Source organism: Streptomyces antioxidans (assembly GCF_000968685.2).
Lineage (GTDB): Bacteria > Actinomycetota > Actinomycetes > Streptomycetales > Streptomycetaceae > Streptomyces > Streptomyces antioxidans.
The window spans coordinates 14390-35179 of sequence record NZ_LAKD02000063.1 but is presented as its reverse complement, the minus strand read 5'-3'; the positions used below and the strand labels follow the sequence as shown (position 1 = coordinate 35179).

The window sequence follows — 20790 nt, the reverse complement described above, 5'->3', positions numbered from 1 at the left end:
TCCGCCCCCTCCTGTGACATTACGTCAGATCTTGCGCGTCGCCCGTGACTTGCGCCGGCGTCTGGTGTCCCGCATGGGCAGTGTTCCGGACGACGATCCTACGTTTGAAACACTGGGACACGACAAGAGGTTCATGACCTCGAGTGTGCCGAGGTGTGCTTCTTGTCCGTACGGCCCCAGTCCGCCGGAAGGGCGGGCACGGACCACGCGGGGTCGGGCCGCCAGCTCTCCCACCCGTCCCGGAAGGGCGCTCCCCAGGACTCGATGGCCGCCGTGGCCGCCCGGCCCGCGGCCCGGACCCGCTCCGCCTGCTCGGGACCCATCAGCCCGGCCCGCTGCGCCTGCGCGAACTCGTCCTCGTCCTTCCATTCCCAGCTGCGGTCGGCGTAGACCGCGATGTCCAGGAAGTGGTCCTCGGAGTCCACTCCCCGGTCCCAGCGGACCAGTGGCTCCTCCAGGTTCACGTACCAGTTACGGAACTGCCAGCCGTGGTCCCAGAACAGCCACACCGACCACGGCTCGCCGGGCCGGGCCAGCTTCAGCACCCCGGTGCCGAACCACTGGGACCGCGCGGTGGTGCGCGGCTTGGTGTACCGGGTGGGCAGCGGCTCGTGGTGCACCGCGGTGCCGTCGGTGAGCTGCGGTTTGACACAGATGGTGCCGGGGGCCAGCCAGACCGCGAGCAGTTCCGCGGTGTCCTCGACGACGGTCACGGGACGGCAGATGTGGATGAGGTCCGAGGCGTTGGCCCGATAGCGCCACAGGATGTGGTCACCCGGTGCCCACCGGGCGGTGTCCGCCGTCCCCGTCGTCTCCACGATGTCCGCTGTCATGAGCAGATCTTAGGTGCGCGCGGGCCGCCGCGCCGTGACCTATGACGCAACTGGGGACCAACGCCCGCCTAAGAGGGCGCGCCGTCTGAGGCCGCGAGCCCTCTAAGGATGTGTCATGCGCAGGACGTCCAGGGCCTCGTCCAGCTGGTCCACGGTCAGCAGTCCGCGCTCCACATAGCCGGAGTCCAGCACCACCTCGCGGATGGTCCTGCGCTCGGCCAGCGACCGCTTGGCAACCTTCGCCGCCTCCTCGTAGCCGAGGTAGCGGTTCAGCGGGGTGACGACGGACGGCGAGGACTCCGCGTACTCCCGGGCCCGCTCGGCGTTGGCGGTGATCCCGTCGATGGTGCGGTCCGCGAGCAGCCGGGAGACCTGGGTCAGCAGCCGGATCGACTCCAGCAGATTCTTGGCGATCACCGGGAGCATCACATTGAGCTCGAAGTTCCCGGCGGCCCCGGCCGTGGCGACGGTGGTGTCATTGCCGGTGACCTGCGCCGCGACCATCAGCGCGGCCTCGGGGATCACCGGGTTCACCTTCCCCGGCATGATCGACGAGCCGGGCTGGAGGTCGGGCAGCGCGATCTCGGCGAGCCCGGTGCGCGGGCCCGAGGCCATCCAGCGCAGATCGTTGGCGATCTTGGTGAGGCCGACCGCGATGGTCCGCAACTGCCCGGACGTCTCGACCAGCCCGTCCCGCGCGCCCTGCGCCTCGAAGTGGTTCCGGGCCTCGGCCAGCGGCAGCCCGGTGGTGCGGACCAGCTCGGCGATGACGGCGGCGGCGAACCCGGGCGGGGTGTTGATCCCGGTGCCCACCGCCGTACCGCCCAGCGGCAGCTCGGCCAGCCGGGGGAGCGAGGCGCGCAGCCGCTCGGCCCCGTACCGCACCTGGGCCGCGTAGCCGCCGAACTCCTGGCCGAGGGTCACCGGAGTGGCGTCCATCAGATGGGTCCGCCCCGCCTTGACCACCTCGGCGAACTCGGCGGACTTGCGCTCCAGCGCCTCCGCCAGATGGGCCAGGGCCGGGATCAGATCGGCGGTGACGGCCGCGGTGGCCGCGATGTGGATGGAGGAGGGGAAGACGTCATTGGAGGACTGGCTGGCGTTGACGTGGTCATTGGGGTGCACCGGGCGGCCCAGGCGCTCGCTCGCCAGCGTGGCCAGCACCTCATTGGTGTTCATGTTGGACGAGGTGCCGGAGCCGGTCTGGAACACATCCACCGGGAAGTGGTCGTCCCAGCGGCCCTCGGCGACCTCGGCCGCCGCCTCCGAGATCGCCCCCGCGACCTCCTCGTCCACCACGCCCAACTCGGCGTTGACCAGGGCGGCGGCGCCCTTGATCCGGGCCAGCGCCTCGATGTGCGCCCGCTCCAGGCGCTGCCCGCTGACGGGGAAGTTCTCCACCGCCCGCTGGGTCTGGGCGCGCCACTTGGCGTGCGCGGGCACCCTGACCTCTCCCATCGAGTCGTGCTCGATGCGGTAGCCCTCCCGGGGGCCGTCGTCGCGGTGGCTCTCGTCGGTCATGGGGACACCTCCGTCCAGCACAGCGTCTTCACGCCGGGCCGTGTTCCCGCGCCCGCTGAGCCGAACGGGTGAGCCCGGTCACCGTACGGCCTCGGGCGCCCGCGGGGCGTCCACCTCACCGGTGCGCTTGAGCTTCTGCCACGGCAGCAGGGCGCCGGTGGCCGCGGTGACGCAGGCGTGCAGCAGCACCAGATACATCAACTGGCGGTAGGCGATCTGCTGCAACGGCAGTACGGCCAGTGCCCGGTAGTTCTCCCGGTCCAGCCGGAACGCGTACGCCGCGCCCAGCAGCTGCACCAGCAGCAGCGCCGCCCACGCCAGCAGCGAGCGCACCGGGTCCAGGAAGATCACCCCGTAGAGGGTGAAGAGGTCGATCAGCGGTGCGCACAGCGGGGTGAGGATCTGGAAGAGCACCACCAGCGGCATCCCCACCCGTCCGAACCGTCCCGAGGGCCCCCGGTCGACCAGCGAGCGGCGGTGCTTCCACAGCGCCTGCATGGTGCCGTAGGACCAGCGGTAGCGCTGCTTCCACAGCTGGCCGAGGGAGCCGGGCGCCTCGGTCCAGGCGCGGGCGTGCTCCTGGTAGACCACTCGCCAGCCGGCCCGGTGCAGGGCGATGGTGATGTCGGTGTCCTCGGCCAGGGTGTCCGCGCTCATGCCCCCGGCCTCCAGCAGCGCCCGGCGGCGGAAAGCGCCGATCGCGCCGGGGATGGTGGGCATGCAGCGCAGCAGGTCGTACATCCGCCGGTCGAGGTTGAAGCCCATCACATACTCGATGTGCTGCCAGGCGCCGATCAGCTTCCCCCGGTTGCCGACCTTGGCGTTGCCCGCCACCGCGCCCACCCGCGAGTCGGCGAACGGGCGCACCAGCTCGCGGATGGTGGTGGGCTCGAAGACGGTGTCGCCGTCCATCATCACGATCAGCTCGTGACGGGCATGGGCGATGCCCCGGTTGAGGGCCGCGGGCTTGCCCGCGTTGGCCTGGCGCAGCACCCGTACGTTGGGCAGCCCCAGCGCCTCGGCGATGTCGGCGGTGCCGTCGGTGGAGCCGTCGTCCACGACCAGCACCTCGATCGGGTGGGTGGAGGCGGACAGCGACCTCAGGGTCCCCGCGATGCACTCCTTCTCGTTGTACGCGGGCACGATCACGGTCACCGGATCGGTGACCTCCTGTACCCGGCTCCAGCGGTGCCGCTCCCGGGAGCGGCGGTGCCACCAGGCGAGGACCACCATCAGCAGCAGCCGCCCGATCACCGAGAAACCCACCAGGCCCAGCAGCCCCATCAGGAACGGCAGCGCGCGGTGACTGACCGCGGCCGCCCAGATCAGCGCCCGGCCCTCCCAGACCGGCAGGGTGCGCGCCGGGTGGTTGGCGCTGCGGGCGCCGAGCGCACCGGTGATCGTGGTGAAGGAGTAGCCCTTCTGCCGCATCCGCTCGATGTACAGCGAGAGGGCCTGCACGGTGCGGGCGCGGTCGCCGCCCGCGTCGTGGAAGAGCACCGACGCGCCCTTCCCGCCCTCGGGGGTGGCGTTCTGGACGATCTCCTTGACCGGGGGCCGCTGCCAGTCCTCGCTGTCGGTGTCCACGAAGGCGCTGATGTAGCCCTTGGAGCCGATGTGCTGCTGCACCGGCCAGGTGCGGTCGTCCAGCGCGCGGACCTCGGAGGCGTACGGCGCCCGGAAGAGCGAGCTGGTGAGGGACGCCGCACCGGCCAGGGCCAGCTGGGACTGGGCGAGTTCGCGGTCCATGCGCCCCTTGTCCTGGTACGACAGGTCGACATGGGAGAAGGTGTGCACCCCGATCTCATGGCCCGCGGCCCGCATCCGGCGGACCAGTTCCGGATGGCGGATCACCATCTGGCCCAGCACGAAGAAGGTCCCGCGCACCTTGTGGCGGCGCAGCACCTCGAGGATCTTCGGGGTCCAGCGCGGGTCAGGGCCGTCGTCGAAGGTCAGCGCGATGGTCTTGGACGGGATGGCGTGCTCGGTGGCCCTTCCCCGGCGGTCGAAGGTGATCACCGGGCCGCCCTTGCGCAGCCGGTCGGGGACGGTGTGCGAGGCCCGTGAGCGGTACACCCGGGCGTCGTTGCCGACCTCGGAGTGCAGATAGCCGTCCAGCAGCAGGGTGCACACCAGCGCGAGGAGGGTGGCGAGGGCGAGCGCCATCCGGGTGCGGGTGCGGAGCTTGCGCGGCTTGACGGTACGGAGTCTGCGGGTGAGCTTGAGTCTGCCGGTGGGCTTGGGTTCGCCGGTGGCTTTGGGTTTGCTGCCGGTCAGCCGGAACACCGTACGGGGCGCGCCGTTCTGACGGTGACGGGGCGCGGGGAGTCGGCGGCGCGGTCGCGGCAGCCTCGGCGGTCTGCCGCCGCTCATGACGCCTCGCCCGCGTCCCCGGGGTCGCCCGGCCCGTCGTCCGGGGCGCCGCCTCCGGCCGCGGGCCCCTCGGGGGGTTCGGGCGGATCGGCCTGCGGGGGCTTCTGGGGCTGGGGCTTCTGGGGGGACGCGGCGTGGCCGGGAGCCTGCGGGCGGGCGGGGCCCTTGGCGGGCGGCTCGGCACCGGCGGGGCGGTGCTTCGACGGGGGATGTGCCGCGTCCGCGGGCCGCTTTCCGGCCGGGCGGGCGGCCGGATGTGACGGCGTGTGGCCGGTCTTGTGGTGCCCCGCGGGCCGGTGCCCCGCGGTGGGCTTACGGCCGTCGGCGCGGTGCTGGGCGGGGGAGTGCCGCGCGGCCACACGGGCGGCCTTGGGCGGGTCGGCCCGCGGCGGCGCGGGCCGTGGCCGGGTGGTGACGGGGGGCAGGGCGATGGGTCCACGGGCGTTCCGGTGCTCCGGGCGCCCCGAGGCGCGCCGCTCGCGCCCCTGCTGACGGTGGGTCGGGGCGTCCTCGTCGTCGTAGCCGTACGCGTGGGCGTGACGCGGCTCCCGCGGCTCGGCGGGCCCCGAACGCCCCTCGGGGGTGCGCTTGGTCGCCGGGCCGAACGCCTCGGCGGAGACGGGATGCCCCGGGATCAGCGTCTGCGGCGCGAACGGCGTGCCGCCCGCGTAGCCCAGCCCCAGGACCGCCGAATAGCCGAGGCAGGCGGTTCCCGCGAGGACGCCCACATGTCGTACCAGTCGGCCGCGGCGCCCGGAGAGGTCCACGAACACGGGCCCCTTGCGGGCCACGGACATGGGCCCCTTGGGGGCCACGTCAGCGCGGAGGGGACGCGAAGGCGCGCGCTCGGCCACATCTGACTGAGGATCCATACGGATGAGGTTAATGCAGAAAATACGACATGCGATATATAAGTCAAACGGGCGGTGTGTCATAGTTCAATAGGCTTCACCGGGTATGCGAGGTTTGGCGGGAGAGCGGCACGGGCGGCACCGGCCCCCGGCGCCTCGTACCGGACCACAAGGAGGAGCCAGAGCCATGAGGGCCAGCCCCCGCATGAGCGGAATCGCCGTGGCCGGCGCGGTGGTCTGCGCCACCATCGCCGTATGGGCGGGACACCAGAAGCAGTCGCCCGAGCCGCACGCCGCGCCCTCACAGCCCCGGGCGTCCCAGCCCCCCGCGGCGCGCCCGCCCGCCGAGTTCGTGCCGTACGTCAACGCCTGGTCGGACCCGGGGTACGACATGGCCGCCGCGGCGGCGCGCGGGGTCAAGGAGTTCTCGCTGGGCTTCGTCGTCGCGGGCGACGGCTGCACCCCGGTGTGGGACGGCGGCACCTCGCTGGAGGACGAGGGGCCGGAGGCCCGGATCGAGGGCGTCCGCCGGGCGGGCGGCGACGTACGGATCTCCTTCGGCGGCGCCGAGGCCACCGAGCTCGCGACGGTCTGCGCCGACGTCCCCGAACTCGCCTCCGCCTACGCCGAGGTGATCGAGCGTTACCAGGCCAAGCGGATCGACTTCGACCTCGAGGGCGAGACGCTCGCCGACGCCGAGGCGGCCACCCGCCGCGCCCAGGCGCTCGCGCTCCTCCAGCGCACCCACGAGGGGCTGAACATCTCCTTCACCCTGCCCGCCATGCCGGACGGGCTGACCCCGGAGGGCATCGCCCAGTTGCGGGCCGCCAAGCAGGAGGGGGCCATCCTCTCGGGCGTCAACATCATGGCGATGAACTACAGCGGCGACCACACCGGTGACATGGGTGACTACGCCGTCCAGGCGGCCACCGCCGCCCAGGCCCGGATCCGCGAGGTGTTCGGCATGTCCGACGCCGCCGCCTGGAAGATCCTCACCGTGACGCCGATGATCGGGGTCAACGACGTCACGGGCGAGACCTTCACGCTGGAGGACGCGTCCGGTCTGGCGCGGTTCGCCGCGGAGAAGGGGATCGGGCGGCTGTCGATGTGGTCCGCCGAACGGGACCAGTCGTGCACCCCGGAGATGACCCAGTCCGCCACCCAGTCCGCTGCCCCGGACGCCCCCGCGACCGGTGCCGCGGCCCCCGAGCCGAACGCGAACGTCGTCCCCAACACCCGCTGCAGCGGCATCACCCAGCGCCCCGGCGCCTTCGAGGCGGCACTGAGGGGCTGACCGCACGCACGGCCACGGAACGGCACGCACCCCTCGCACGGCCCGCCCAACGGCCCCTCCCAACCGTCTACGCCTGTGCGGACGCCCCCTGTCCCGCTCTGGGGACGGGGATCCAGGGCCCGGGCGCCCTTGGCGGTGCCGGGCGCCTGACTGGTGGGGTCGGGAGTCCCTGTTGGGGGCGAGGTCCCCTGGCGGGGTCGGGCGCCTTCCCAATGCGGTTGGGTGCTACTGGCGGTGCCGGGAGTCCCTGTTGGGGTCGGGTGCCTCCCTGGTGAGGGTCGGGAGCCCCCCGGTGGGGTCGGGCACCCCTTGGCGCGGCCGGGCGCCCCCTGGCGGGGCTGGGAGCTCCCCGGCAGGGGCTCGGGAGCCGGGAGTCCCCCCGGTGGGGTCCAAGGGGCGGAGCCCCTGGGGATGGGACGGGTAAGGGCGGCGGGGGCGCATTCACCCCCGCCGCCACGGACGCGTTACTCCTGCCCCGGCCCCCGCACCGGAATGCTGGTGAACGTCGGCTGGGGCGCCGGGTCCTGGAAGAAGTCGTTCCCCTTGTCGTCCACCACGATGAACGCCGGGAAGTCCTCGACCTCGATCCTCCAGACCGCCTCCATGCCCAGCTCCTCGTACTCGAGGACCTCGACCTTCTTGATGCAGTCCTGGGCCAGCCGGGCCGCCGGACCGCCGATCGAGCCCAGGTAGAAGCCGCCGTGCGCGGCACACGCGTCGGTGACCTGCTTCGAGCGGTTGCCCTTGGCCAGCATGACCTTCGAGCCGCCCGCCGCCTGGAACTGCTCGACGTACGCGTCCATCCGGCCCGCCGTCGTGGGCCCGAAGGAGCCCGAGGCATAGCCCTCGGGGGTCTTGGCCGGGCCCGCGTAGTAGACCGGGTGGTCCTTCAGGTACTCGGGCATCTCCTCGCCCGCGTCCAGCCGCTCCTTGATCTTCGCGTGGGCGATGTCCCTGGCCACCACCAGCGTGCCGGTCAGCGAGAGCCGGGTCTTGACCGGGTGCTTGGTCAGCTCGGCCAGCACCTCGTCCATCGGCCGGTCCAGGTCGATGGCGACCGCGTCCAGGTCCGGGCCCGCGCCCTCGACCAGCTCCTCGTCCGTCGTCTCCGGCAGGAAGCGCGCCGGGTCGGTCTCCAGCCGCTCCAGGAAGACGCCCTCCGCCGTGATCTTGGCGAGCGCCTGGCGGTCGGCGGAGCACGAGACCGCGATCGCGACCGGGCAGGAGGCACCGTGCCGCGGCAGCCGTACGACCCGCACGTCATGGCAGAAGTACTTGCCGCCGAACTGCGCGCCGATCCCGATCTTCTGCGTCAGCTCGAAGACCTTCTCCTCCAGCTCCTTGTCGCGGAAGCCGTGCCCGGTCGGCGAGCCCTCGGTCGGCAGCTCGTCCAGGTAGTGCGCGGACGCGTACTTCGCGGTCTTCAGCGCGTACTCGGCGCTGGTGCCGCCGACCACGATCGCCAGGTGGTACGGCGGGCAGGCGGCCGTGCCCAGCGAGCGGATCTTCTGCTCCAGGAACGTCATCATCGACGCCTCGTTCAGCACCGCCTTCGTCTCCTGGTAGAGGAAGGACTTGTTGGCCGAGCCGCCGCCCTTGGCCATGAAGAGGAACTTGTACGCGCCGCCGTCGGTCGCGTACAGCTCGATCTGCGCGGGCAGGTTGGAGCCGGTGTTCTTCTCCTCCCACATGGTCAGCGGGGCCATCTGGGAGTACCGCAGGTTGAGCTTGGTGTACGCGTCGTAGACGCCGCGCGAAAGGGCCTCCTCGTCGCCCCCCTGCGTGAGCACGTTCTGCCCGCGCTTGCCCATGACGATCGCCGTGCCGGTGTCCTGGCACATCGGGAGCACCCCGGCCGCCGCGATGTTGGCGTTCTTCAGCAGGTCAAGTGCGACGAAGCGGTCGTTGGCGCTGGCCTCCGGGTCGTCGAGGATGCGGCGCAGCTGGGCGAGGTGGGCGGGGCGCAGATAGTGCGAGATGTCGTGCATCGCCTCGGCCGCGAGCTTGCGCAGCGCCTCCGGCTCGACCTTCAGGAAGGTGCGCCCATCGGCCTCGAAGGTGCTCACGCCCTCGGAGGTCACCAGACGGTACGGCGTGGTGTCCTCTCCCAGGGGCAGCAGGTCCGAATAGGCGAAACCGGGGTGGGCGGGGCGGGAGACGGGGGGCATCGCGGCCATTCCTCACTCGACAGGGCTTGGGCTGACTTCGTCGACAGCGCGTCCACAAGCGTAGAACGGGGCCGGGGGACGGGACCGGTGAGGTAAGGCTCAGTAATGGGGGAAGGATCAGGGATCGTACCCTAGTCGCGATCTATCGCGACTGGGTACGCTGAGCCCGTGGATGAGCAGCAGCCCGTGCCCTTGACCAAATCCGCCCCCGCCTCCGCCCCCGCTCCGGCGCCCGAGGCCGCGGCGGCCCCGGCGACCGCGCCCGTCGCGGAGGCCGAGCTCCGCGCGTCCGACGCGGACCGCGACCGGGTCGCGGACATCCTGCGGGAGGCCCTTGCCGAGGGGCGGCTCCAGCCGGAGGAGCACGCCGAGCGGATCGACGCGGTCTATCGCGCCAAGACCCTCGGCGAGCTGGAGCCCCCGGTGCGCGATCTGCCCGCCGCGCCCATCCGCGGCGCCGCCTCCGCGTCCTCCGCCGCTTCCGCTTCCGGGCGCGACGCGGAGTCGGAGTGGCCGCGCTCCCTCCCCGCGTCGGAGAACCTGGTGGCGGTCTTCGGCGGTTCGGTGCGCAAGGGCCGCTGGCGGGTCAGGCGCCGTACCAACGCCCTGGCGGTCTTCGGCGGCGTGGAGATCGACCTGACCGAGGCGGTCTTCGAACAGCGGGAGATCGTCATCCATGTCGTGGCCGCCTTCGGCGGGGTGGAGATCAAGGTCCCGGAGAACGTCTCGCTGCGCGGTTCCGGCGCGGGCATCCTCGGCGGTTTCGACGTCACGACGTACGAGGCGCAGGACCCCGACGCACCGGTGATCCACGTCACCGGATTCGCCGTCTTCGGCGGTGTGGAGGCCAAGCCCAAGCGGGGTAAGCGACTGAAGAACCTGCGGGCGTAACCCCTGAAGAAGGGGCGTCCACGGGGAAGTTCCGGGTGGGACAACGGTGTGCATAAGCGCGCGCACAGCGGGTAAGGCTTGGTGCATCGTCTCTCGTACGGCTGATGGGGGTGCTAACGGGGCCGTACACCTCGAGGCGGGCAAGGGTGACCACCGGAGCCGTCGTCAGGAGTAGACCGTGCTGCAACCGCATCAGCCCCTGCTGGAAGCCGCCGTGCCCCCGCAGCGCGTCCCCGCGCGGGATCAGGCCGGCCCCTGGCACTCGGAGGCGGTGTGCCGACGGGACGAGGCCGGGCTGTTCTTCGCTCCCTCCAAGGAGCCCACGGCTGCCAGGCTGTCGCGGGAGGAAGCCGCCAAGCGCGTCTGCGCCCGCTGCCCGGTCATGGTCGAGTGCCGGGAGCACGCACTGCTGCAACCCGAGCCGTACGGAGTGTGGGGCGGGCTGACGGCGGCCGAGCGCCGGGTCGTGCTGGCCCGCCGTCGGCGCCGGGAGGCGGAGCTCCAGCGCGCGGTGCGGGTCGCCGCCGCCGGCTGAACTCTTCGGGACCTGGGCCGGGTGCCGCCGGGAGGCGGGACCCGGCCCTCGTCATGCGGTGTCGGCCCAAGCCGCCGACCGTGGGCTGAACGCCGCCGTCGGGTCGCTCAGCTCGGCCGTTCGAAGTCGACCGAGGCGTAGGCGCGCAGCTTGGCCAGCCGGTGGGTGGAGTCGATCTGCCGGATCGTCCCCGACTTGGACCGCATGACCAGCGACTGGGTGGTGGCGGTCTCCGCGCGGTACCGCACCCCGCGCAGCAGATCCCCGTCCGTGATGCCGGTCGCGACGAAGAACACGTTGTCGCCGCTGACCAGGTCGTCCGTCTCCAAGACCTGGTCGAGGTCATGGCCCGCGTCGAGGGCGCGCTGCCGCTCCTCGTCGTCCTTGGGCCACAGCTTGGCCTGGATGGTCCCGCCGAGGCACTTGATCGCACAGGCCGCGATGATGCCCTCCGGCGTGCCGCCGATGCCCAGCAGCAGATCCACACCGGTGCTCTCGCGCGCGGCCATGATCGCCCCGGCCACATCGCCGTCGGAGATGAACTTGATCCGGGCGCCCGCCTCCCGGATCTCCTTGACGACGCCCTCGTGGCGGGGGCGGTCCAGGACCACCACGGTGACGTCCTCGGGGCTGGACTTCTTCGCCTTGGCGATCCGGCGGATGTTCACGCCGGGCGGCGCGGTGATGTCGACGAACTCGGCGGCGTCGGGGCCGGTGACCAGCTTGTCCATGTAGAAGACGGCCGACGGGTCGAACATGGTGCCGCGCTCGGCGACCGCGAGGACGGAGACGGCGTTGGCCATGCCCTTCGCGGTGAGCGTGGTGCCGTCCACCGGGTCCACGGCCACGTCGCACTCCGGGCCGGTGCCGTCGCCCACGCGCTCACCGTTGAAGAGCATCGGCGCCTCGTCCTTCTCCCCCTCTCCGATGACGACGACGCCGTTCATCGAGACGGTGTGCACGAGGGAACGCATGGCCTTGACGGCCGCTCCGTCGGCGCCGTTCTTGTCGCCGCGGCCCACCCAGCGTCCGGAGGCCATGGCACCCGCCTCGGTGACCCGGACGAGCTCCAGGGCGAGGTTGCGATCGGGAGCCTCGGGGCTGACCTCGAGCTGGGACGGGAGATGATGCTCGGTCATCGGAGCGCACCTTTCTGTACGGCGACGGACCGTGAGGGCCCCTCCTCCCCGCGAGGGGAAGAGGAGGATGAGGGTGTTCATGACTTTATCCGCTGATGGGCTAAGTGAGCAGATAGCCCCACGCATGAGCGCGGCCCTGTTGCGAGGTGCGGCGACCCGATGAGGGACGATGGGGGCGTGGCAGGTATGCGTGGCAAAGAGACGGTCCGGGACATGGTGCTGTCGCTGGCGGCGATCGGCGTCGTCGCGGCGGCCATCTACCTCTTCGGCATCCCCCATGACGAGGGTCCCAAGGGCGCCGGGGTGAAGACGGTGAACTACCGCGTGGAGCTGGCCACGGCCCGCCGCGCCGCCCCGTACCCGGTGGCCGCCCCCGAGCCCGGGACCCTGCCCAAGGGCTGGCGCGCGACATCGGTGACCTACCGCCCGGCCGCCGCGGAGGACGGCGCGCTCTGGCACCTCGGCTTCCTCGACCAGCACGAGGAGTACATCGCGGTCGAGCAGAGCGACGGCAAGCCCGTGCCGTTCGTGGAGGAGGTCACCCAGCAGGCGCGGGAGACGAAGCGGACGCAGCGGATCGACGGCGAGGACTGGATCCGCTACGACGGCGACAAGTACGACGCGCTGGTGCGCAAGGAGCCGGGCGTGACCACGGTGGTCACCGGGACGGCGTCGTACGGGCAGCTGACGAAGATGGCCGCGGCGCTCACCGAGAAGAAGGGCTGAACGGGGCGCGGGCCCTTGGCCCGGACCGGCGGTCCGGGCCAAGGGCCCGCGGTAGTTCAAACGCCCCCGAACGGCGGCGGCCAAGCGGTCGATCAGCCGGTCAGACCGTGGTGATGACGTCGTCGTAGTCCAGTCGGGGGCCACGGGGGAACCAGGCGTCCTCGCCCGGCTTGCCGATGTTGATGACCATCAGCGGGGTGTGGTCCTCGTCCAGGAACTCCTTCTGGACCCCGGACGGGTCGAAACCGGACATCGGACCGGCGGCGAGTCCGGCGGCGCGGATGCCCAGGATGAAGTAACCGGCCTGCAGCGAGGCATTGAGCGCCGCGGCCTGCTCACGGGCGCCACGCTCGGTGAAGAAGACGTCCTTGGCCTGCGGGAAGTGCGGGAAGAGTGCGGGCAGCTCCTCGTGGAACTCGTTGTCCGCGGCGAGGATCGCGACCAGCGGGGCGGTGGAGGTCTTGGGCTGATTGCCCTCGGCCATGTGCTGAACCAGCCGCTCACGGGCCTCGGGCGAGCGGACCAGCACGATACGCAGCGGCGACTGGTTGAACGCGGTCGGCGCGTACTTGATCAGGTCGTAGATCGCCTGCACCTGCTCCTCGGTCACCGGCTCATCGGTGAACGTGTTGGCGGTGCGTGCCTCGCGGAAGAGCAGGTCCTGGGCGGCGGGGTCGAGAACGAGTGCCATGGAAGAAACCTCTGCATAAGCGGGGATATCGCTGACGGGCTCCACTGTACGACGCTTAGATTAATGTTCAACTAAAAAGATGGCGCGGGGTGGGGAAGGTGCTCTGAATCACACAGCGAATCCGCCGCCGGCGGTTGGCCGACGCCGGACGCCGGGCGGGGGCGGTCAGCTCTCCTCGGTGCTTTCCGGTTCTTCGGCGCCTTCGGCGCCTTCGGCGCCGTCCTCGCCTTCCGCCAGCGCCGCGTCCAGCCGGGCCCTCGCGCCCTCCAGCCAGTGGCGGCAGACCTTTGCCAGCTGCTCGCCGCGCTCCCAGAGCGCAAGCGACTCCTCCAGGCTGGTGCCGCCCGCCTCCAGGCGGCGGACCACCTCGACCAGCTCGTCCCGCGCCTGCTCATAGCCGAGCGTGGTCTCCCCGGACCGCTCGTCCGTCTGCCCGGTCTGCTCGTCCGTCTTCGCCATACCCCTCACCCTATTCAGCGGGTCCGACAGCGACCCGCACCCGGAACTCGCCCTCGGAGACCCGCGCCCGCAGCTCCTCACCCTCCGCGACCTCCTCGGCCGCCCGCACCACCGAGCCGTCGGGGTGCTGGAGCACCGCATAGCCGCGGCGCAGCGTCGCGGCGGGGGAGAGCGCGACCACCCGCGCCTGGGTGTGGGTCAGCTCGGATTCGGCCCGGTCCAGCAGATGGCCCAGGCAGCGGCGGGCCCGCTCCAGCACCGCGGTGATCCGCTCCTCGCGCTCGTCCACCATCCGGTGCGGCTCCCGCATGCACGGCCGGGCCAGCGCGGCGGCCAGCCCCCGCTCCTCCCGGTCCAGCAGCCCGTGCACACTGCGCAGCGCCCGCTCCCGCAGCTGCTGGACGCGCATCAGCTCCTCGCCCACATCCGGCACGATCTTCTTCGCCGCGTCCGTGGGCGTGGAGGCGCGCAGATCGGCGACCAGGTCCAGCAGCGGCGAATCCGGCTCGTGGCCGATCGCGGAGACCACCGGCGTACGGCACGCGGCCACCGCCCGCATCAGCTGCTCGTCCGAGAACGGCAGCAGGTCCTCCACGCTGCCGCCGCCGCGCGCCACCACGATCACATCCACCTCCGGCAGCGCGTCGAGCTCCTTGACGGCCTCGATCACCTGCGGCACCGCGTGCACCCCCTGCACGGCCACATTGCGCACCTCGAAGCGGACGGCGGGCCAGCGCAGCCGCGCGTTCTCCAGCACGTCGCGCTCGGCGGCCGAGGCGCGCCCGCAGACCAGCCCTATCAGCTGGGGCAGAAACGGCAGCGCCTTCTTACGGTTGGCGGCGAACAGCCCCTCCGCCGCCAGCGCCTTCTTCAACTGCTCCAGCCGCGCGAGCAGTTCGCCCACGCCCACCGGGCGGATCTCGGCGGCCCGCAGGGACAGCTGCCCCCGCGGCGCGTACCACTCCGGCTTGGCGTGCACCACGACCCGCGCGCCCTCGGTGACCGTGTCCGCGATCTGGTCGAAGACGGCGCGGAAGCAGGTGACGGTCAGCGAGATGTCGTAACTCGGGTCGCGCAGGGTCAGGAACACCACACCGGCGCCCGGGCGCCGGGACAGCTGGGTGATCTGCCCCTCGACCCAGACCGCGCCGAGCCGGTCGATCCAGCCCCCGATCAGCCGGGACACCTCGCCGACCGGGATCGGCGCCTCCGCGGACGTGTTGACAGCCATGACCGCGAGGGTATCGGCCACCACCGACAGACCCCGCCGTCATCGCCCCTACCATGGGGGACATGACTGCAACCTCCGCCCGCCGGGTCCTGCTCGCGGCCCCCCGTGGCTACTGTGCCGGTGTCGACCGTGCCGTGATCGCCGTCGAGAAGGCCCTGGAGCAGTACGGCGCGCCCATCTATGTGCGCAAGGAGATCGTCCACAACAAGTACGTCGTCCGGACCCTCGAGAAGAAGGGCGCCATCTTCGTCGACGAGACGGAGGAAGTGCCCGAGGGCTCCATCGTGATCTTCTCGGCGCACGGTGTCGCGCCGGTGGTCCACGAGGAGGCCGCCACCCGCAAGCTGGCCACCATCGACGCCACCTGTCCCCTGGTCACCAAGGTCCACAAGGAAGCAGTCCGGTTCGCCAAGGAGGACTACGACATCCTCCTGATCGGCCATGAGGGCCATGAAGAGGTCATCGGCACCAGCGGTGAGGCCCCCGAGCACATCACCCTGGTGGACGGCCCCGACGATGTGAAGAACGTCGAGGTGCGCGACGAGTCCAAGGTCGTCTGGCTCTCCCAGACCACCCTCTCGGTCGACGAGACCATGGAGACCGTGGACGCGCTCAAGGATCGCTTCCCGCAGCTCATCAGCCCGCCCAGCGACGACATCTGCTACGCCACGCAGAACCGCCAGACCGCCATCAAGCAGGTGGCCGCCGAGTCCGACCTGGTGATCGTGGTCGGCTCCAAGAACTCCTCCAACTCGGTGCGGCTGGTGGAGGTCGCCCTCGGCGCGGGCGCCAAGGCGGGCCATCTGGTCGACTACGCGAGCGAGATCGACGAGGCATGGCTGGAGGACGTCACCACGGTCGGTGTGACCTCGGGCGCCTCCGTTCCTGACGTGCTCGTCGAGGGCGTCCTGGAGTGGCTGGCCGAGCGCGGCTTCGGCGATGTCGAGGTCGTCCAGCCCATGCAGGAGTCGCTGACCTTCTCGCTGCCCAAGGAGCTGCGGCGGGACCTGCGGGCCGAGGCCGCCGCGGCCTCCGGCGAGGCGGTCTCGAGCGAGGCGGCGCCGGCGGCATCTGTTCGCCCGGAGGGGTCCCAGCGGTGACGCACGGCCAGGGGGCCACGGGGGCACCCGCGGCGAAGGTGTTCGGCATCGACATCGGCGGTTCTGGCATCAAGGGCGCCCCGGTGGACCTGGACCGGGGCGAGCTCGCCGAAGAGCGCCATAAGGTGCTCACCCCGCGTCCGTCCACGCCCGAGGCGGTCCTGGACGGTGTGGTGGAGGTCGTCCGGCACTTCGACTGGTCCGGGCGGCCGGTCGGGGTGACCTTCCCGGGCGTGGTGAAGGACGGTGTCACCCTTACGGCCGCGAATGTCGACAAGAGCTGGATCGGCACCGATCTGGCGTCACACCTCGCCGAGCGGCTGGGCTGCCCGGTCACGGTGCTGAACGACGCCGACGCGGCCGGGGTCGCGGAGGTGACGTTCGGCGCCGCCCGCGGCGCCAAGGGCACCGTGATCGTGCTCACCCTCGGTACCGGCATCGGCAGCGCGGTCTTCACCGACGGCCATCTGCTCACCAACACCGAGCTGGGCCATCTGGAGCTGGACGGCCACGAGGCGGAGAAGCGGGCCTCGACCAAGGTCAAGGACGACCACGACCTCAGCTGGTCGCACTGGGCGCGCCGGGTGCAGAAGTACCTCCATCACCTGGAGATGCTCTTCTCTCCGGAGCTCTTCGTGCTGGGCGGCGGGGTGAGCCGTAAGGCGGACAAGTTCCTGCCGCTGATCGAGGGCGTCAGGGCCGAGATCGTACCGGCGCGGCTTCAGAATAACGCGGGGATCGTGGGTGCCGGGATGGCCGCGGCCGCTGCTGCCGGCGACGCCGGGTGACCAGCGCGGCCCGCCGTACGAGCGCGATCACCACGGTCAGCAGCGTCCCCGCGTAGAGCCATCCGGCCTGCAGCGACAGCGCGGTGAACACCCCCACCGCCTGTCCGCTGAGGCCCGCCGAACCCTCGTTGATCGGCAGCAGCCCGACCGTATACGCCAGTGGCGCCGCCACCGGCGCCGCCAGCAGATCGGCGGGCCGCACCCACAGCCCGCAGGCCGCACAGGCGGGCAGGAAGAGCACGCTGTAGACGGTGGGCGAGCCGGAGAGCAGCAGCGCGTCCAGGCAGCCGATGCCGAGCATGGTGAGGGTGGTCAGCAGCCCCGCGCCCAGCCCGGTCAGCCGGGGATCGGGGAGGGACAGCCCCCTGGCCCGCCGCAGCAGGGCGGGCAGGACGGCGGGCAGCGCCGCGGCCGCTCCGGACGGCCCCGTACGGCGTGCGGCGGGCCGTGCCGCCCGGGCCGTGCCGCCGGGCTGCCCCCGGCCCTGGCCCGTGCTTCTGCCCCGTCCCGGGTATGTGTCGTCCGCGGCCGGGCGGGGCGGCGGTGCCGCCGTGCGTCGGGGCGTACGCGTGCTGTAAGGCTCCACCCGACCAACGTAGGTCGCCGGAGGGCGGGAATCCGGTCTTGGACACGCCCTTCGCAGGACCTTGGCAGTGTGTTCGACCGATTGTCAGCCCGGCCGGGTGATCGAGGACCGCCCCGTAGACTGGTGGACCGGCCCCGGCACCACCGGGGCCCGTCATCGGTCCTCACATCCCCGCCACGGGAAGCTACGGGAAGTCGTCAACGTGTCGCTCACGATCGGAATCGTCGGTCTGCCGAATGTCGGCAAGTCGACCCTGTTCAACGCCCTCACCAAGAACGACGTGCTGGCGGCCAACTACCCGTTCGCCACCATCGAGCCCAACGTCGGCGTGGTCGGCGTCCCCGACCCCCGCCTGGACAAGCTCGCCGAGATCTTCGGTTCGGCCCGCAAGCTGCCCGCCACCGTCGACTTCGTCGACATCGCGGGCATCGTCAAGGGCGCCTCGGAGGGCGAGGGCCTGGGCAACAAGTTCCTGGCGAACATCCGTGAGTCGGACGCCATCTGCCAGGTCATCCGCGCCTTCAAGGACGAGAACGTCGTCCACGTCGACGGCAAGATCTCGCCGAAGAGCGACATCGAGACCATCAACACCGAGCTGATCCTCGCCGACCTCCAGACCATCGAGAAGGTGCTGCCGCGCCTGGTCAAGGAGGCCCGGATCAAGAAGGACAAGCAGCCCCAGGTCAAGGCCGTCGAGGAGGCCAAGGCCATCCTCGACGAGGGCCGCACCCTCTTCTCCGCCGGCATCGTCCAGGGCAGCGAGCGCGCCGCCCTCCTCCACGAGCTGCACCTGCTCACCACCAAGCCCTTCCTCTACGTCTTCAACGTCGACGAGGACGAGCTCACCGACGACTCCTTCAAGGCCGAGCAGCGCGCCCTCGTCGCCCCCGCCGAGGCGATCTTCCTCAACGCCAAGCTGGAGGCCGACCTCGCCGAGCTCGACGAGGACGAGGCCCTGGAGCTCCTGCAGTCCGTGGGGCAGAACGAGCCCGGCCTCGCCACCCTCGCCCACGTCGGCTTCACCACCCTGGGCCTCCAGACCTACCTCACCGCCGGCCCCAAGGAGTCCCGCGCCTGGACCATCAAGAAGGGCGCCACGGCCCCGGAGGCGGCCGGTGTCATCCACACCGACTTCCAGAAGGGCTTCATCAAGGCCGAGGTCATCTCCTACGACGACCTCATCGAGACGGGCTCCGTCCCCGAGGCCCGCGCGGCCGGTAAGGCGCGCATGGAGGGCAAGGACTATGTGATGCAGGACGGGGACGTGGTGGAGTTCCGCTTCAACGTATGACCTCCGCCCCGTTGCTGACCTGAGGAGACTTCCGCGGTAAGGGCGGCTGGGGATGCCGGGCCGTTGTGGCCCGGCGCCCTTTCCGTGCTGCGGTGCCGGCCGTGCGGGGAAGGGCTCATGGAGCGTCGTCGTGCTGTTCGGCCGCGGCGCGGCGGAACTCCGCGTTGATGCGCTGGGCCTCCTCGAGCTGGTCCTCGAGGATGACGATGCGGCAGGCGGCCTCGACCGGCATGCCCTCGTCGACGAGCTCGCGGGCGCGGGCAGCGATCCGTAGCTGGTAGCGGGAGTACCGGCGGTGCCCGCCCTCCGAGCGGAGCGGGGTGATGAGGCGGGCCTCGCCGATGGCGCGGAGAAAGCCCGGGGTGGTGCCGAGCATCTCGGCTGCCCGACCCATGGTGTAGGCGGGGTAGTCGTCGTCGTCCAGACGGCCACCGAGCGGATTGTCTGCTGTCATTCTCACCTCGTTGAGCACGCGTCGAGGGGCCCTGGTGCCGTAAGCACCAGGGCCCCGAAGGAAATTCAACACCATCTGTCGGCCGTATTGCCGTGCCGACCTTCTGTCTTCCGCTACGCCGCCCGAGGAGGGCAGGATCGCGGGGATCGCGAGTGCTTGACCGGGAACCACCTTCCATTCCGGGGTCTTGCGGTACCCGGGCCGGTTCCCCGTGCCCGGGCGATCCTGATGGCGTCCGCTTCCTCCGTTCTTCGCTGAGTTGTCCACTTCGGGCCGCCCGGTGCGGCTGCCAGTTCCGTCGCCTTCCTCGAACAACGTGGCTTCGTCACTCCGCAGCCGCACCGCGACCTGGGTACTTCATGTACTTCTACCCGCCAGTTCGTCTCTGCCGGGTCTCACTCGACTCTGGCTACGGGAAAAACCTTAGCCACGCGATAGCCCAATGTCTACTCCGGCGAGCATAGATTTTGTCGCACCCCGGTCCTCGATAGTCTGCGGCCGGTACCAGTCGGCGTGCGGTTGGTCACTCGGCGGGGTACAACCGGCCGGAGTGATGAATAAGATCGGCTCTCATGTCGAACGCTGACGAACTGCTCGTTGACGTGGCCGCCGTAGTGGAGTCCGAGCAGAGCTACCAGATGTCCCTGACCGTGGTCACCGGCGGCGCTGTCATCACCGGACGGTTGGCTCCCGAGGCCGTGTGGAGGCAACGCGTGTCGGAGATCCTGAGGGACTCGGACCGCCTCGGCCCCTTCGCCGACGTCTTCACCGTCGGGGGGACGCAGGACCGGCCCGATCGCGGCGGCCCGCCCACCCATCTGCACTTTCACGTCGCCCGGATCCTGCAAGGCAGCATGGGGATTCCGGAGACGGGCGGGATGTACCGCGTCGCGATCAAGGATGTCACCGGCTGGACCGTGGGCGACTTCAGCTACTCCGACTCATGAGTCACGGACCCGTGGTCGGCGCTGGAGGCGCTGTCGTGCCGACCGGACACTGAACGCGCTGAAGGCTCGACCGGCACGCACCGGTCGAGCCCTCAACGCTGTCTTGGTCTCGGCTTTCGCCTGTCCCGTCGGTTACCCGGACGCGGGGGTGCCGAGCTGAGCCGACGCTTCCTCAAGCGGAGTGAGGTCGCGCGCGGGTGAGGCGTCGGGGAGGGCACGGCACGTGAAGCCGAGACGGGTCATGGCCCTGGTGACTTCGCCGGCGGTGAAGTCACGACGGTCCTGCCCGGTGATGACCGCGCCCACCTGCTTCACGGGGTACTGGCGGCGGCCGATGATCACGGACTCACCCGTGACGAGCTCGGGCGTGACGCCCTTCATCGACGCCAGCACCCCACTCTTGGTCAGGTCGAACGGGAAGCGGGCGATGACGCAACGCATGGGTGCCTCACAGGTAGCTGGAGAAGGTCTGAGCGGGGGAGGCGGATCAGTGTGAGAGGGCGAGGACGCCCACGGCACAGCCGTGCTCGTCGATGACGGGCAGGGCTCCGAGCCGACCGTGCCGCATCGTACGCTCCGCTTCGGCGATCGTGGTCATGGGCGAGGTGAAGGGTCCGTTGTCGCCGAGGATGTCCCGCAGGCGGACCTGATCCGTGTACGCGGAGCTGTCGCGGACGACGGTGAGCTGGTCCTGAGCGATCAGGCCCGTGCACCGGCCGTCCTCGTCATAGACGAGCAGGTGCCCGGAACGGTCACTGACCATGACGGACAGGGCCACCTCCACGGTCATGTCGTCCCAGACCTGCGGGCCGGGCGCGTCCATGGCGTCGACCACGGTCCTGGTGGCGGGATCCGCCGGGCGCGGCGTCATCTGGACCAGCGTCAAAGGGTGCCTCCTTGGGGAATGGGCAA

General features: G+C 71.0%; 21 protein-coding genes. 8 read left to right on the top strand and 13 right to left on the bottom strand.

All coding sequences use genetic code 11. The features are described from left to right. Positions 1–131: 131 nt before the first annotated feature. The 4 genes from fomD to VT50_RS39105 form a co-directional block, all read right to left on the bottom strand. Positions 132–833 carry a cytidylyl-2-hydroxypropylphosphonate hydrolase gene (gene fomD, locus VT50_RS24050; protein WP_046085523.1) on the bottom strand — a complete coding sequence of 234 codons (702 nt, stop codon included), beginning with the start codon at positions 831–833 and terminating at the stop codon, positions 132–134. 102 nt (positions 834–935) lie between these two features. Further along, on the bottom strand, positions 936–2354 hold the full coding sequence (locus tag VT50_RS24045) for a class II fumarate hydratase (RefSeq protein WP_046085524.1): 1419 nt from the start codon (positions 2352–2354) through the stop codon (positions 936–938). Between the two features lie 78 nt (positions 2355–2432). Then, positions 2433–4727 (bottom strand): bifunctional polysaccharide deacetylase/glycosyltransferase family 2 protein, encoded by a 2295-nt coding sequence (locus VT50_RS24040; RefSeq protein ID WP_046085525.1) that lies wholly within the window; start codon positions 4725–4727, stop codon positions 2433–2435. After that, positions 4724–5599, bottom strand: coding sequence for a hypothetical protein (locus VT50_RS39105; protein ID WP_143645260.1), 876 nt, complete (start codon positions 5597–5599; stop codon positions 4724–4726). Before VT50_RS39105 ends, VT50_RS24040 begins: the two co-directional genes overlap by 4 nt. A gap of 166 nt (positions 5600–5765) precedes the next feature. Between VT50_RS39105 and VT50_RS24030 the strand changes: the two genes are divergently transcribed. Next, positions 5766–6872: a chitinase gene (locus VT50_RS24030; RefSeq protein ID WP_046085526.1), complete on the top strand. Its 1107-nt coding sequence runs from the start codon at positions 5766–5768 to the stop codon at positions 6870–6872. A gap of 464 nt (positions 6873–7336) precedes the next feature. Here VT50_RS24030 and VT50_RS24025 read toward each other — a convergent pair whose 3' ends face one another. Then, entirely contained in the window at positions 7337–9040 is a 1704-nt protein-coding gene (locus VT50_RS24025) for a fumarate hydratase (RefSeq protein ID WP_046085527.1), read from the bottom strand. A gap of 168 nt (positions 9041–9208) precedes the next feature. Here VT50_RS24025 and VT50_RS24020 point away from each other — a divergent pair, with 168 nt between their 5' ends. Both VT50_RS24020 and VT50_RS24015 read left to right on the top strand, forming a co-directional pair. Next, entirely contained in the window at positions 9209–9931 is a 723-nt protein-coding gene (locus VT50_RS24020) for a DUF1707 SHOCT-like domain-containing protein (RefSeq protein ID WP_107424874.1), read from the top strand. 178 nt (positions 9932–10109) lie between these two features. Further along, the gene (locus VT50_RS24015) at positions 10110–10466 is read left to right on the top strand and encodes a WhiB family transcriptional regulator (protein WP_020868722.1); all 357 of its coding nucleotides are present in this window, start codon (positions 10110–10112) and stop codon (positions 10464–10466) included. 107 nt (positions 10467–10573) lie between these two features. Here the strand turns inward: VT50_RS24015 and glpX are convergent, their stop codons facing one another. Then, the gene (gene glpX / locus VT50_RS24010; protein ID WP_046085529.1) at positions 10574–11605 is read right to left on the bottom strand and encodes a class II fructose-bisphosphatase; all 1032 of its coding nucleotides are present in this window, start codon (positions 11603–11605) and stop codon (positions 10574–10576) included. A 186-nt stretch (positions 11606–11791) separates the two neighbouring features. Between glpX and VT50_RS24005 the strand changes: the two genes are divergently transcribed. Further along, on the top strand, positions 11792–12331 hold the full coding sequence (locus VT50_RS24005; RefSeq protein WP_078840653.1) for a DUF4245 domain-containing protein: 540 nt from the start codon (positions 11792–11794) through the stop codon (positions 12329–12331). A 100-nt stretch (positions 12332–12431) separates the two neighbouring features. Here the strand turns inward: VT50_RS24005 and VT50_RS24000 are convergent, their stop codons facing one another. From VT50_RS24000 to xseA, 3 genes are all read right to left on the bottom strand, one after another. Then, a complete protein-coding gene (locus VT50_RS24000; RefSeq protein WP_046090606.1) occupies positions 12432–13022 on the bottom strand; it encodes a malonic semialdehyde reductase in 591 nt (196 codons plus the stop codon). A 165-nt stretch (positions 13023–13187) separates the two neighbouring features. After that, complete coding sequence (locus VT50_RS23995; protein WP_046090605.1) at positions 13188–13481, bottom strand: exodeoxyribonuclease VII small subunit; 294 nt, start codon at positions 13479–13481, stop codon at positions 13188–13190. 10 nt (positions 13482–13491) lie between these two features. Further along, complete coding sequence (gene xseA / locus VT50_RS23990; protein ID WP_046090607.1) at positions 13492–14712, bottom strand: exodeoxyribonuclease VII large subunit; 1221 nt, start codon at positions 14710–14712, stop codon at positions 13492–13494. Positions 14713–14765: 53 nt separating this feature from the next. Between xseA and VT50_RS23985 the strand changes: the two genes are divergently transcribed. Together VT50_RS23985 and ppgK are read left to right on the top strand one after the other, a co-directional pair. Next, complete coding sequence (locus VT50_RS23985; protein ID WP_046090604.1) at positions 14766–15812, top strand: 4-hydroxy-3-methylbut-2-enyl diphosphate reductase; 1047 nt, start codon at positions 14766–14768, stop codon at positions 15810–15812. Next, entirely contained in the window at positions 15809–16600 is a 792-nt protein-coding gene (gene ppgK / locus VT50_RS23980) for a polyphosphate--glucose phosphotransferase (protein ID WP_046090603.1), read from the top strand. The genes VT50_RS23985 and ppgK overlap by 4 nt, the downstream gene beginning before the upstream one ends. Here ppgK and VT50_RS23975 read toward each other — a convergent pair. Next, positions 16506–17186 carry a DUF6542 domain-containing protein gene (locus VT50_RS23975; protein ID WP_046090602.1) on the bottom strand — a complete coding sequence of 227 codons (681 nt, stop codon included), beginning with the start codon at positions 17184–17186 and terminating at the stop codon, positions 16506–16508. The two genes, ppgK and VT50_RS23975, sit on opposite strands and share 95 nt — an antisense overlap. 202 nt (positions 17187–17388) lie before the next feature. On the opposite strand from VT50_RS23975, the gene ychF reads away from it, so the two are divergent. After that, a complete protein-coding gene (gene ychF, locus VT50_RS23970; protein WP_046090601.1) occupies positions 17389–18477 on the top strand; it encodes a redox-regulated ATPase YchF in 1089 nt (362 codons plus the stop codon). Between the two features lie 115 nt (positions 18478–18592). Here ychF and VT50_RS23965 read toward each other — a convergent pair whose 3' ends face one another. Continuing rightward, positions 18593–18931: a helix-turn-helix domain-containing protein gene (locus VT50_RS23965; protein WP_046090600.1), complete on the bottom strand. Its 339-nt coding sequence runs from the start codon at positions 18929–18931 to the stop codon at positions 18593–18595. A gap of 572 nt (positions 18932–19503) precedes the next feature. Here VT50_RS23965 and VT50_RS23960 point away from each other — a divergent pair. Next, a complete protein-coding gene (locus VT50_RS23960) occupies positions 19504–19878 on the top strand; it encodes a hypothetical protein (RefSeq protein ID WP_046090599.1) in 375 nt (124 codons plus the stop codon). A gap of 132 nt (positions 19879–20010) precedes the next feature. Here the strand turns inward: VT50_RS23960 and VT50_RS23955 are convergent, their stop codons facing one another. Both VT50_RS23955 and VT50_RS23950 read right to left on the bottom strand, forming a co-directional pair. Further along, positions 20011–20319, bottom strand: a complete 309-nt coding sequence (locus VT50_RS23955) for an SCO5918 family protein (RefSeq protein WP_046090598.1) — start codon at positions 20317–20319, stop codon at positions 20011–20013. Between the two features lie 46 nt (positions 20320–20365). Next, positions 20366–20764 (bottom strand): CBS domain-containing protein, encoded by a 399-nt coding sequence (locus tag VT50_RS23950; protein ID WP_046090597.1) that lies wholly within the window; start codon positions 20762–20764, stop codon positions 20366–20368. Positions 20765–20790 lie beyond the last annotated feature (26 nt).